This window comes from Actinophytocola sp. (assembly GCF_035712165.1).
Classification (GTDB): domain Bacteria; phylum Actinomycetota; class Actinomycetes; order Mycobacteriales; family Pseudonocardiaceae; genus DASYTH01.
Genome location: NZ_DASTBH010000309.1, coordinates 1 through 12,618, shown reverse-complemented (window position 1 = coordinate 12,618; position 12,618 = coordinate 1). Strand labels below are relative to the sequence as shown.

The window sequence follows — 12,618 nt, the reverse complement described above, 5'->3', positions numbered from 1 at the left end:
CCCGGCGGCGGTGCTGGCGGCGGCCCGGGCCGCCCGGGCGGCGGGTGCCGAGGTGGTGATCGCGAGCCTGCACTGGGGGATCGAGGACCGGTCCGAGCCGACCGCCGACCAGCGCCGCATCGCCGCCATGCTGCTCGCCGACCCGGCGGTCGACCTGATCGTCGGCCACCACGCGCACGTGGTCCAACCCTTCGAGAACCTGGGCGGCAAGTGGGTCGCCTACGGCCTCGGCAACCACCTCGCCCGGCACGAGCGGCCGCGCGGCACCACCGAGGAGGGCGTCATCGCCCGGTTCCGGCTGGTCGAGACCCCGGCCGGCTGGCGGACCGCGAAGGCCGAGTACCTGCCGACCCTGATCGACCTCGGCCCCCCGATCCGATTACGGGAGCTCACCACCGACCCCGCCGTCGACCCCGCCCGCCGCGCGCAGGCCGTCACCCGCACCGACCAGTTCGTCCAGAGCCAGGGCGCCGACCGGTCCGGCCTGACCCGCCCCTGACCCGGCAGCGGGCGGGCGGTCAGACCTCGGGGATGGCGGGTCCGAGGAGGTCGTCGGCGTCCATGATGGTGTAGGAGTAGCCCTGCTCGGCGAGGAAGCGCTGGCGGTGGGCGGCATATTCGGTGTCGAGGGTGTCGCGGGACACCACCGAGTAGAAGTGGGCCTGGCGGCCGTCACCTTTGGGGCGGAGCAGGCGGCCGAGGCGCTGGGCCTCCTCCTGGCGGGAGCCGAAGGTGCCGGAGACCTGGACGGCGACCGTCGCCTCGGGCAGGTCGACCGAGAAGTTGGCCACCTTGGACACCACCAGCACCCGCTGCTCGCCCCGGCGGAAGGCGTCGAACAGCGCCTCGCGGTCGGCGACCTTGGTCGAGCCCTGCACGATCGGCGCGTCCAGCGCGGCGCCGAGTTCCTCCAGCTGGTCCAGGTAGGCGCCGATGACCAGGGTGGGCTCCTCCGGGTGCCGGTCCAGGATGCGCTGCACCACCGGCAGCTTGGTGGCCACCGTGGAGCACAGCCGGTACTTCTCGTCGGCCTCGGCGGTGGCGTAGGTCAGCCGCTCACTGTCGGTCAGCGTGACCCGGACCTCGGTGCACGACGCCGGCGCGATCCAGCCCTGCGCCTCGATGTCGCGCCACGGCACGTCGTAGCGCTTCGGGCCGATCAGCGAGAACACGTCGCCCTCCCGGCCGTCCTCGCGGACCAGGGTGGCGGTGAGGCCGAGCCGGCGGCGGGACTGCAGGTCGGCGGTCATCCGGAACACCGGCGCCGGCAGCAGGTGCACCTCGTCGTAGACCACCAGCCCCCAGTCCCGCGAGTCGAACAGCTCCAGGTGCCGGTACTCGCCCTTGGTCCGGCGGGTCATCACCTGATAGGTGGCGATGGTGACCGGGCGGATCTCCTTGCGTTCGCCGGAGTACTCGCCGATCTCCTCGTCGGTCAGCGAGGTACGGGCGATCAGCTCGCGCTTCCACTGCCGGCCGGCGACCGTGTTGGTGACCAGGATCAGGGTGGTGGCCTGCGCCTGCGCCATCGCCGCCGCGCCGACCAGGGTCTTGCCGGCGCCGCACGGGAGCACGACGACCCCGGACCCGCCCGCCCAGAACGCGGTCGCGGCCCGGCGCTGGTAGTCGCGCAGGGTCCAGTCGATCTCGCGTAGCTCGATCGGGTGATGCTCGCCGTCGACGTAGCCGGCCAGGTCCTCGGCCGGCCAGCCCACCTTGAGCAGCAGCTGCTTGAGCCGGCCGCGCTCGCTGGGGTGCACGATCACCGTGTCGTCGTCGATCCGCGCGCCCAGCATCGGGCTGATCTTCTTGTGCCGGAGCACCTCCTCCAGCACCGCCCGGTCCACCGACGCCATCACCAGGCCGTGCGCGGGGTGGTTGACCAGGGTCAACCGGCCGAACCGGCCCATGGTGTCCACCACGTCGATCAGCAGCGGCTGCGGCACCGGGTACCGGGAGAACCGGGACAGCGCGTCGACCACCTGCTCGGCGTCGTGCCCGGCCGCCCGCGCGTTCCACAGCGCCAGCGGGGTGATTCGATAGGTGTGCACGTGCTCCGGCGCTCGCTCCAGCTCGGCGAACGGGGCGATGGCGATCCGCGCGTCCTCGGACTGCGGATGGTCGACCTCGAGCAGCAGGGTCTTGTCGGATTGAACGATCAGCGGGCCGTCGGTCACGTGGTTCAGTGTCCCATTTCACCCAACCGGCGTACGGCGCCCCGTTCGGCACGCTAAATTGCGTCGCCGCATTGAACGACCCCCTACGAGGACCCCCATGAACCAGCCCCCGAACCAACCCTGGCAGCCGGGTCCCTACGGCTCGCCGCCCGGTGGCAACCAGCCGCCGTCGCCGCCCTATGGCGAGCCGCGGCCGTACGGCCAGCAGCCCTACGGCCAGCCGCCGCGGCAGCCGCAGCAGTACGGCCGTCCGCCCTACCCGCCGCCGCCGTCCTACGGTCAGCAGCCCTACGGCCAGCCGCAGCAGCCGCAGGACTACCCGCCGGCCAACCAGCCGCCGCCGTACGGCCAGCAGCCGCAGGACCAGGCCGGGCCGCAGGACTACCCCGGGCCGCAGGACTACCCAGGGCAGCCCGGGTCCCCGCCGCCGCCCCCGCCCTACGGTCAGCAGCCCGTGCAGCCGGAGTCGCCGCCGCCCGGCAAGAAGTCGGTCAAGCAGCGCGTCGTCGGCATCGTGGTGGTGCTGGTCCTGGTCGTCGCGGGCGCCGCGGCGTATCTCTATTTCAACCGCAACAGCGCGAGCCAGGCCGAGACCGGGGACTGCATCAAGGTGCTGTCCGCCTCCACCACCGACGCCAACGTCGAGAAGATCGACTGCAACGACCCGGCCGCGGTGTTCAAGGTGGCCAAGAAGCTCAGCAACGACACCGACAAGTGCCCGGACGAGAAGCTCTACGAGAAGTACGAGCAGAGCGGTGGCCGCGGCTCCGACTTCGCGTTGTGCCTGATGCTCAACGCCAAGGAGGGCGACTGCTTCGCCAGCTACGACTCCCCGGACAAGCGGGCGCGCACGGACTGCGCGGGCGCCGAGGTGAAGGTCACCAAGGTGGTCGCCGGCAAGGCCGACGAGGCCGCGTGCGAGGACCCGAGCATCCCGCTGGTCTACCCGGAGCCGGCCACCACCTACTGCCTGGCCCAGCCCTGAGTTGTGGGCACGATCAGCGGCGCAGGTCGCCGCTGATCGTGTGCCGGTCCTCCTGCAGCTGCTCCTCCCGCTCGGCCCGCAGGAAGCGCTCCGCCGCGGTCTCCTCGACGGGGCCACTGTCCTCGCCGTTGTCCTCGCCGGTGTGCAGCAGGCGGGCGATCTCGGTGCGCAGGTCGACGAACTTCGTCGAGCCGCGGGTGGTGATCTGGTCCCGGTCGGCGGGCAGGTTCACCGGCAGGTCGGCCACGATCCGCGCGGGCGAGCGGGACAGCACCAGCACCCGGTCGCCGAGGTAGACGCTCTCGTCGATGTCGTGCGTCACCAGCAGCACCGTGCTGTTGTGCTCGCGGCGCACCCGCAGCAGCAGGTCCTCCAGCTCGGCCCGGGTCTGGGCGTCGACCGAGGCGAACGGCTCGTCCATGAGCAGCAGCGCGGGCTTGCAGGCCAGCGCGCGGGCGATGGACACCCGCTGTTGCATGCCGCCCGAAAGTTGCCAGGGGTACTTGTTGCCGACGTCGGACAGCCCGACCGAGCCGAGTGCCTCCATGGCCGCCGCGCGCCGCTGGCCCCGGTTGCGGATCCGGCTGCGCAGCGGGAACTCCACGTTGCGCCGCACCGACAGCCATGGGAACAGCGAGCGGCTGTAGTCCTGGAACACCACCGCGAGGTCCCTCGGCACGCCGTGCACCTCGTCGCCGTGCAGCCGGATCGACCCGTCGGTCGGGGTGATCAGTCCGGCGATGCAGCGCAGCAGCGTGGACTTGCCGCAGCCGGACGGGCCCACGATGCAGGTCAGCTGTCCGGTGTTCACCGTGAAGGACAGGTCGTGCACCGCGGTGTGCGCCTGTGCCCCCGTGCCGTACCGGTGGACCAGACCGGTCACGTCCAGCATGGTCGGCATGTCATCCTCCTACCTGCATGGCGCGTTCGGTGTGCCGGCTCGGCTGCCAGGCGAGCACCCGGCGCTCGATGATGAGCAGCAGCGAGTTGAGCCCGTAGCCCAGGAAACCGAGGAACACGATCCACGCCCACATGATCGCAAAGTCGAACTGGCGCTGCGCGAAGATCAGTTGGTTGCCCAGGCCGCTGGCCCGTCCCACCAGTTCTGAGACAACCATGAGCAGCAGGGAGATGGAAAGGCTCAGCCGCAGTCCGGCGAAGATCTTCGGCATGGCCGCGGGGAGCACCACCCCGAAGATCCACTGGTGCCGGGGGGTGCGGAAGGCCCGGGCCGTCTCGGCCTGCAGCGGGTCGACGGTGCGAACCCCGTCGACGGTGTTCATCAGGATCGGCCAGATGGTGCCGAAGATGATCGTGGCCAGCCGCATCTCGGTGTAGATCCCGTACAGCGCCATGAACACCGGGATCAGCGTGACGGGCGGGATCGCGCGCATGAACGCGAACAGCGGGCCCACGTAGTCCATGCCGGTGCGGGACCGGCCGAGCGCGGTGCCGAGCGCGATGCCGACCACGGCGGCGATCGCCCAGCCGCCGAGCGCCCGGGCGATGCTCGGCAGGATGTCGTCGAACCAGGTCCGGGTGAGGAACAGGTGCGACGCCGGCCCGGTGAACCACGTGTCGAACCCGGCCTCGGCGATCGTCGTCGGCGGCGGGAAGTAGACGGTTCCGCCCGAGCGCGCGGCGAACTCCCAGAGCACGACCAGGACGATCAGGGCGACCCAGCGCTGCACCATCGCGGTGACCTGACGGTTCATCGCCGCTCCCCGGTGACCGTGCTCCACTTGAACTTCCGCCGGCCGAACCGTTCCAGGCCCTCGTTGATCAGGTAGCCGATCGCGCCGGCCACCAGGGTGGCGGCCAGCAGCAGGTCCATCCGGCCGCCGCCTTCGTAGGCCTGCAGGGAGAACTTGCCGATCCCGCGCAGTGCCCCGGCGATGAACTCGACACTGATCACCACGATCAGCGCGATCGCCGCGGAGAGCCGGATGCCGGTGAAGATGAACGGCGCGGCGTGCGGCAGGGCCACCGAGGTCAGCACCCGGGTCTTGCCGGCGCCGAAGGACCGGGCGGTCTCCTCGAGCAGCGGGTCGATCTCGTCCAGCGCGTAGATGGTGTTGAACAGGATCGGCCACACCGCGGCGTAGATCGCCAATGTGATCTTGGTCTCCGGGCCGCCGCCGATCGCCACCAGCGCGGCGGGGATCAGGGCGACCGAGGGGATCGGCCGCAGCAGTTCGACGATCGCCCTGGTCGCCACCCGCAGGCCGGGGATGCTGCCGAGCAGCAACCCGGCGGGCACGGCGATCGTGACCGCGATGACCACCGCGATGGCCCAGGCCAGCACGGTGGCGACGATGTCACGCAGGAACGCCTCGTCGCCGAGCAACTCGACCAGCCTGCTCAGCACGACGCTGAACGGTGGAATGGATTTCGTCACCAGACCGAGCCTGGCGGCCGCCTCCCAGATGACGAGGAAGCCGCCAAGCCCGATGAGGTTCCGGACTATCGGACGCACGTGCCTCAGCCGCTACTCGGCGCCTTGGCGATCATCGACGCCACGTCGATCCGTTCCTTGATCACGCCGAATTCCAGCATCAGGTCCGGCACCCGCTGGATCCGGGTGGCGTCCAGAGCGGACTGGAACGTGAGCAGGGTGGCCAGCTTGGCGGTGTCCGCGTCGATCTTCGAGTACTCCTGCAGCAGCGGCTCGACCTTGCTGCGGTCGGCCTTGGCCTCGTCGGTGGCCCGCTGCATGACCTTCTGCCAGGCGGCCAGCGTCTTCGGGTTGTTCTTGACGAAATCGGCGCTGGCACCCCAGCCGGCGGTCGACATGTTCGACGTCGGGCCGACAGCGGTGTCGAAGACCGGCACGGCGCCGAACTGCTTCTGCGACTGCGTCAGGAACGGCTCGGTCACGAAGGCCGCGTCGAACTCACCCTTGGACAGCCGCTCCGCGGTCTGCGGGAACGGGACCTCGACCCACTTGATGGTGTCGTAGGGGACACCGTTGGTCTTCAGGGTGGACATCACCAGCAGGTCGGAAATGGTGTTACGCGCGGTTACGGCAACCCGCTTGCCGGCCATGTCCTTGATGCTCTTGACCGACGAGTTCGGCATCGCCACCACGACACAGCTGTTCGGACCGGCCGAGGAGGCGTCCGAGACCAGCTTGATGTCGGCCACCTTCTTGGACTGGGCCACGAAGAACGGGGTGTAGCTCGAGTAGGCGATGTCGACTTCCTTGGCCGCGAGCTTGTTGACCGAGTCGCCACCGCTCTTGGCCACGACCACGTCCTTGGCCGGGTCGAAGTTGAAGCCGGCCTCCTTGAAGTAGCCGTTCTTGACCGCGAGCCAGAACGTGGCCACGTCGGTCGTGGTCATGACCGAGATCTTGATCTTGGGCTTCTCCAGGCCACCGGAAGTGTTGTTGGCCTGCGGGGTCTCGTCGTCGCCGCCCAGCAGACCGCAACCGGTCAGCGACAGGAACAGGGTCGCGGCCACGGCGAGGACGGGGAAGCGTACGCGTCTGACGGAGGTTAAGCGTCGGGGCATGAAGCCTTCTCCTCATGGATGAGGTGTCCTGTGGATGGAATGGACAACCGGGCAACACTGTAGAGACTGTGGCCAGGGCGTCACAATCAGTGTCGGGTTTCGGCAAATTTTGCCTGTTGACACCACCCGTTCGAGTGCTCTAGACCGTTCTGCGGCAGTTCGTATCTACGCAAACGATCATGCCGACGCAGTGACTACTACCAGTGAGTGATAACTACAAAGCGTTCAGCCAAGTTGTCAGATTGATACCAGGTTGTTAGCTTGGCGATACCAGTGACCACGCGGTGAATTGTTGCCAGAGTGTGACAAGTGGCCTCACCTGTGTGACCATCACCCAACGGACTTACATCAGGGCGTAGACTCCGCTACCTTCGGTTGCCACAGTGAGGTTGAGGTTCATCGAAAGCGGCGATGGGGTAGCGCCCGATGGGTTCGGCGTTCTCACTGGGGTAGCTGTCCGTATTGAAGAGAAGCTGGCCTCAGGGGTAAGGGCTAACTGGCTGAAGAAGCAGGGAGAGTGCTGGGAGTGCCCGACCACACTGCCGGGGTTCAACCTGGCCCCGGGATCGGCGCCCTACCGGGTGGAAACGACGTGTCTGACCGAGACCGTGCCGCCGCGAATGACAGGGCGCGAGCCCTCGCATCTCGTCGAGCGGTAAAGGGTGGGTCGCCGTGGCGCATGCGCAACTGGCGACTGCGCACCAAGTTGATTGCCGTGTTGTTCGTCCCCACGCTGACCGCGCTCGTGCTCGGCGGTCTGCGGGTGAAGGCCGACCTGGACAGTGCTGCCGCGTTCCGGCAGACCGTCAGCCAGGTCGAGTTCGCCCAGGACGTGACGCTGCTGGTCCAGGAGTTGCAGCAGGAACGCACGCTGTCGGTGGCCCGCGTGGCCGACAACCGCAGCGGCGCCCGCAACGACCTGGACACGCAGATCGGCAAGGTGGACCAGGCGGTGCTCAAGGCCCAGGCGGCCGCGGCCCGACTCGACGCGCCGGCCGACCTGAAGGAGCGGTACACCCGCAACCTGCAGCGCCTGTCCGCGCTCAAGCCGATCCGAACCGCCGCCGACAACACCGGCTACCCGGACGTGGCGGTGTTCTCCGCGTACTCGAGGATCCTGGACGAACTGACCCAGATCGGCCGCGAGGTGAACACCTCGGTCACCGACCGGGAACTGCTCCGGCAGGGCACGGTCATCCAGGCCCTGTCCGAGGCCAAGGAGTTCGCCGGCCAGGAGAACGCGATCCTGCAGATCGCCTTCGCCGGCCCGCGTGACTCCTTCCCGGCCGAGCTGCTCAACCAGGCGCGCAGCGCGCAGGCGAGTGCGGCGGCCGCCCTGGCCACCTACGACGCGAGCGCAACGCCCGCCCAGCAGCAGCTCTACTCCGACACGGTCTCCGGTACCCAGGTCGACAGCCGGGAACGCCTCAAGCAGACCGCGTTCAGCCGCGCCGAGAACAACCAGGACGGCAAGCTCGGCTTCAGCGACCAGGAACGGCAGCTGATCGCCAAGGACGGCGCCGCCACCCTGGACCGGATGCGCCAGGTCGAGGGCAACCTGCAGAACAAGCTGCGGGAGGACGCCCAGGCCCGGGCCGACGCGGCGACCGGTTCGGCGTTCCGCAACGCCGGCTTCGTGCTGCTGGCTCTTGCCCTGGCCGTGCTGCTGATGCTGATCGTGGCCCGAGCGCTGCTCAAGCCGTTGCGTGTGCTGCGGCGCGACGCACTGGACGTGGCCAACCGCCGGCTGCCGGCGACGGTGCAGCGGATCCTGGCCGACCCCGACCCGGTGGCCGCGTCCAAGACCGCGGTCGACCCGGTGCCGGTGTTCACCCGGGAGGAGACCGGCCAGCTGGCCCGCTCCTTCGACGCGGTGCACGACCAGGCCGTCAAGATGGCGACCGAGCAGGCCCTGCTGCGGGACAACATCAACTCGATCTTCGTCAACCTGTCCCGGCGCAGCCAGGCGCTCGTCGAGCGCCAGCTCGCGCTGATCGACCGGTTGGAGCAGGACGAGCAGGACCCCGACCAGCTGGCCAGCCTGTTCGAGCTGGACCACCTGGCCACCCGGATGCGGCGTAACTCGGAAAGCCTGCTGGTGCTCTCCGGCTCCGGCCTGTCCCGCCAGCTCTCCCGGCCGGTCCCGGCCTCCGAGGTGGTCGGCGCGGCGGTCTCCGAGGTGGAGCACTACGCCCGGATCGAGGTCGTCTCGGCTCCGGACGTGACCGTGCAGGGCCGGGCGGTGTCCGACCTGGTGCACCTGATCGCCGAACTGCTGGACAACGCCACCTTCTTCTCCGAGCCGGACAAGAAGGTCATCGTCCGGATGGCGGTCACGCGCAAGAAGGAACTGGCCATCCAGATCACCGACTCCGGCGTCGGCATGTCCGAAGGCGAGATCGAGGCCGCGAACATGCGGCTGGCCGACCCGCCGGACCTGGACGTGGCCGTGACCCGGCGGATGGGTCTGTACGTGGTCGCCCGGCTGGCCAAGCGGCACAACATCGTCGTGCGGCTGCGGGACAACGAGGACATCGAGGGCGGCCTGATCGCCCGGATCAACGTGCCGGCCGAGCTTGTCGCGCCGGCCGGACCGGGTGGCGTGCAGTCCACCTCGATGACCCTGTCCGGACTCTCGCCGCTCACCGGCGACCTGGACACCACGTCGAGCCTGGGCGCTCCGATCAGCACCGCCAGCCGGGCCAGCGGTATCGCCGGTGCGTTCACCGGCGGCATCCCGCGGTTGCGGCCGGACGGCGCGATGGTCGGCGACTCCCAGGTGGACCGGCCGGTCCAGGAGGTCGCCGGATACCCGCCCTACGCCCCGAACTACAGCTCGACCGGCGCGGCCCCGGCCAACGGCGGCAGCGACGGCGGCTGGTCCAACCGGACCGCCGAGACGGTCGTCGACGAGGGCCACAACGGATCGCACGACCAGTCGGGCGCCCCGCTGTTCGGAAACCCGGTCGCCGAGTCGGGCAACGGCGAGCACGCGCACGTCGCGTCGCCGCCCCGGGGCGGCGACGGGGCGCTCAACACCGATGCGCCGACCGAGCGCCTGCCGATCTACGAAGCCGTGCTGTCCCAGTGGTTCGAGGCCACCGACACCGGCGCGCAGAAGCGGGTCGTCGAGGCGGCGCCGGCCACCAATGGCGGTGCACCCGCCGAACCGACCGAAGCGCCGGCCATGGAGCAGGCGGAAGAACCGGAGCCCACACCGTGGGTCTCGCCAGGCGACGAGGGGTGGCGAGCCGCCCGTGCGTTGCTGGAGAACACCGAGGAGGATCCGCTGACCTCGGCAGGACTACCCAAGCGGGTGCCGAAGGCCCATCTGGTACCGGGTTCGGCTGCGCCGAGCCAGGAGGCGAACGAGGAGCAGTCGGCGATCATGCCGTTGCCGCCGCGGACCGCCGATGCTGTACGGGGCCGGATGTCCAGCTATCAGCAAGGGGTACGGCGCGGACGGCACGCGCTGATCGAGGCCTACGCTGGTGACCAGTCCGGTTCGGACGAAAGCCGTCGAAACGAGGAGCAGGAGTGACCACCACGTCAGTACAGCAGCCCGGCAGTTTCGGGTGGCTCATCACGGATTTCGTCCGCCAAGTGCCCGGCGTGGCGCATGCGGTGGTGGTATCGGCCGATGGTCTGCTGCTTGCCAGCTCCCAAGGCCTGCCCCGGGATCGGGCCGAGCAGCTGTCCGCTGTCGCCTCTGGACTGGTCAGCCTGACCCAGGGTGCCGCCCGGTGTTTCGAGGCCGGCGGCGTGAACCAGACCGTGGTGGAGATGGACCGCGGTTACCTGTTCCTGATGTCCATTTCGGACGGTTCGTGCCTGGCCGTGCTCGCGGCGCCGAACTGCGACATCGGTCTGGTCGCCTACGAGATGACGTTGCTGGTCGAGCGAGTCGGCCAGCAGATGACTCCGGAACTGCGCGCCCAGCTGCAAGGGGCGCAGCGCAGGTGAGCGAAGGCACGTCAGCGGTGTCGGCGTGCCAGAGCGGAGGGTAGCCGAAATGCCGGAGAGAGGTTGGGAGGATCTCCCCGAACACGGCGACGCGCCGAACCGCTTCGATGTAGGCGGGTTGGGTGCGCGTCTGTTCGGTGGCCCCAGCGCCACGCTGTACGGCGATCCGGGGATCCCCGCTCCGACCGACTGGGACAGCAAGGAGATCCCTTCGGTGATCTCCGGCTTTTCAGACACGGGCCTGGGTGGTGTCGTCGAACCCGATTTCGGCGGCGCCCAGGAGACCGGGTCGATGGTCCGCCCCTACACCAAGACCGGTGGCCGCACCCGATCCGACTACGACCTCGCCATCGAGGCGCTGGTGTCCACCAGCGAGCGGGGCAGGGCGCCGGACGGGGCCGTACGGCCGGAACATCGATCCATTTGTGGACTGTGCCTTGACACCAGGTCCGTCGCGGAGGTCGCCGCGCACCTACGGCTGCCGCTCGGCGTCGCCAGGGTGTTGATCGGAGATATGGCTGGCTTGGGGCTCGTCCTGATCCATCAGAGCGGCATGGTCGTCGGCGACCGGCCGTCTATCGAATTCATGGAAAGGGTGCTCAGTGGTCTCCGCAGGCTCTAGTCCCCTCAGCTCGCGCGGCGCCGCCGCGCCGCAGCCGACCACCTCCGCCAAGATCGTGGTCGCCGGCGGGTTCGGCGTCGGGAAGACGACCTTCGTCGGCTCGGTCTCGGAGATCGTTCCGCTGACCACCGAGGCCGTCATGACCGAGGCGAGCGTCGACGTCGACGACCTGTCGGCCACCCCGAACAAGGTCACCACCACGGTGGCCATGGACTTCGGCCGCGTATCGCTGGACAAGGACCTGATCCTGTACCTGTTCGGTACGCCGGGTCAGCACCGGTTCTGGTTCATGTGGGACGACCTCGTGCGCGGCGCCATCGGGGCCGTGGTGCTGGTCGACACCCGACGCCTGGCCGACGCGTTCGCCTCGATCGACTTCTTCGAGGACCGCCAACTGCCGTACGTGATCGGCATCAACTGCTTCGACCGGGTGCTGCACCACCGGGTGGACGACGTCCGGGACGCGCTGACCGTCGAGCAGACCGTGCCGATCGTCACCTGCGACGCCCGGGACCGTGAGTCGACGAAGGAAACGTTGATCACTCTGGTCGAGCACGCCATGCATCAGCGGATGTCCGCCCGCGCGGTATGAATTGCCGGCGCTCGCAAGCTCGCTTCGGCGGCTCGCGAGCCTCGGTGCGGTGTCTTCCCTCGTGCGCTGCTCGGCCGCTCGTTCCTCGCGCCCTGCGCTGCGCTGCTCCTCAGTCCAGACACCGCCGGCCCGCGAGCGGTTTGGGGTGCTTAGGCGGCCTCGCCTAAGGCCTTGCGGGCGTAGTAGCTCATCGATGCGGTGGCCTCGGTCGCCGCATCGAGGTCTTCCCGGGCGAAGGCGCGCAGCGCGTCGGCCGCCCGGCAGGCGCCCATGATCGCGTCCAGGATCCGTTCATGTTCGGCGTCGGTGCGGTCCAGGTCGAGCTTGCGCAGCAGGTTGCGGACGGACGCGTCGATGCTGTCGGCGCGCGCGAGGAAGTCGTTGCGCGCGGCGTGCTCGCGCCGGTCGTCTTCCCCCGGTCGGTCGTCGGCCATACGTTCACACTGCGACCCGGAAACCGAATCCGAATCGCATACCGCTCGAGCATCGCTAATGTTCGACGATCGCGGCTGAAGTGATCCGGTGCAGCGGGTACTGCTGTACCGCGCCGTCGGTGACGTCGCGGCCCTGCAGAACGCCGCCGCCGACCCGGAACGGGTCGACGATCCGCTGGCTCGCGCTGCCGTGCCCGTCCACCAGCCAGATCCACACCTGACACTGCCGCTCGATCGCCTCACGCAGCAGGGCGACGGTCGCCGCGGTGTCGGTCATCCCGCCGCCGGAGCGTGCCGACACGGTCCGCCCGCGCCGCTCGCCGGCCGCCCGG

12 protein-coding genes and 1 pseudogene are annotated in these 12,618 nt (G+C 69.3%); 6 read left to right on the top strand and 7 right to left on the bottom strand.

The window, feature by feature from the left end; translation table 11 throughout:
* Positions 1-499 (top strand): CapA family protein (locus VFO68_RS17645; protein WP_325159399.1); only part of this gene is annotated, 499 nt, incomplete at its 5' end.
* Positions 500-518: 19 nt separating this feature from the next.
* Here the strand turns inward: VFO68_RS17645 and VFO68_RS17640 are convergent.
* On the bottom strand, positions 519-2,177 hold the full coding sequence (locus VFO68_RS17640; protein WP_325159398.1) for a DNA repair helicase XPB: 1,659 nt from the start codon (positions 2,175-2,177) through the stop codon (positions 519-521).
* A 97-nt stretch (positions 2,178-2,274) separates the two neighbouring features.
* Here VFO68_RS17640 and VFO68_RS17635 point away from each other — a divergent pair, with 97 nt between their 5' ends.
* On the top strand, positions 2,275-3,162 hold the full coding sequence (locus VFO68_RS17635; RefSeq protein WP_325159397.1) for an LppU/SCO3897 family protein: 888 nt from the start codon (positions 2,275-2,277) through the stop codon (positions 3,160-3,162).
* 13 nt (positions 3,163-3,175) lie between these two features.
* Here VFO68_RS17635 and VFO68_RS17630 read toward each other — a convergent pair whose 3' ends face one another.
* From VFO68_RS17630 to VFO68_RS17615, 4 genes are read right to left on the bottom strand one after another with little or no spacing between them, the layout of a single operon-like run.
* Complete coding sequence (locus VFO68_RS17630) at positions 3,176-4,063, bottom strand: ABC transporter ATP-binding protein (RefSeq protein WP_325159396.1); 888 nt, start codon at positions 4,061-4,063, stop codon at positions 3,176-3,178.
* Position 4,064: 1 nt separating this feature from the next.
* Positions 4,065-4,877: an ABC transporter permease gene (locus VFO68_RS17625; protein WP_325159395.1), complete on the bottom strand. Its 813-nt coding sequence runs from the start codon at positions 4,875-4,877 to the stop codon at positions 4,065-4,067.
* On the bottom strand, positions 4,874-5,638 hold the full coding sequence (locus VFO68_RS17620) for an ABC transporter permease (protein ID WP_325159394.1): 765 nt from the start codon (positions 5,636-5,638) through the stop codon (positions 4,874-4,876). The genes VFO68_RS17625 and VFO68_RS17620 overlap by 4 nt, the downstream gene beginning before the upstream one ends.
* A gap of 5 nt (positions 5,639-5,643) precedes the next feature.
* On the bottom strand, positions 5,644-6,624 hold the full coding sequence (locus VFO68_RS17615; protein WP_325159393.1) for an ABC transporter substrate-binding protein: 981 nt from the start codon (positions 6,622-6,624) through the stop codon (positions 5,644-5,646).
* A gap of 730 nt (positions 6,625-7,354) precedes the next feature.
* Between VFO68_RS17615 and VFO68_RS17610 the strand changes: the two genes are divergently transcribed.
* The 4 genes from VFO68_RS17610 to VFO68_RS17595 are packed head-to-tail and all read left to right on the top strand — an operon-like array spanning position 7,355 to position 11,852.
* Positions 7,355-10,216 (top strand): nitrate- and nitrite sensing domain-containing protein, encoded by a 2,862-nt coding sequence (locus tag VFO68_RS17610; RefSeq protein ID WP_325159392.1) that lies wholly within the window; start codon positions 7,355-7,357, stop codon positions 10,214-10,216.
* Entirely contained in the window at positions 10,213-10,638 is a 426-nt protein-coding gene (locus tag VFO68_RS17605) for a roadblock/LC7 domain-containing protein (RefSeq protein ID WP_325159391.1), read from the top strand. Before VFO68_RS17610 ends, VFO68_RS17605 begins: the two co-directional genes overlap by 4 nt.
* A gap of 49 nt (positions 10,639-10,687) precedes the next feature.
* Positions 10,688-11,260 (top strand): DUF742 domain-containing protein, encoded by a 573-nt coding sequence (locus tag VFO68_RS34280; protein ID WP_414635524.1) that lies wholly within the window; start codon positions 10,688-10,690, stop codon positions 11,258-11,260.
* Complete coding sequence (locus tag VFO68_RS17595; protein ID WP_325159390.1) at positions 11,241-11,852, top strand: ATP/GTP-binding protein; 612 nt, start codon at positions 11,241-11,243, stop codon at positions 11,850-11,852. The genes VFO68_RS34280 and VFO68_RS17595 overlap by 20 nt, the downstream gene beginning before the upstream one ends.
* A gap of 149 nt (positions 11,853-12,001) precedes the next feature.
* Here VFO68_RS17595 and VFO68_RS17590 read toward each other — a convergent pair whose 3' ends face one another.
* On the bottom strand, positions 12,002-12,286 hold the full coding sequence (locus VFO68_RS17590; protein WP_325159389.1) for a hypothetical protein: 285 nt from the start codon (positions 12,284-12,286) through the stop codon (positions 12,002-12,004).
* 55 nt (positions 12,287-12,341) lie between these two features.
* Positions 12,342-12,618 (bottom strand): annotated as a pseudogene (locus VFO68_RS17585) (DNA-binding protein); the annotation flags it as partial.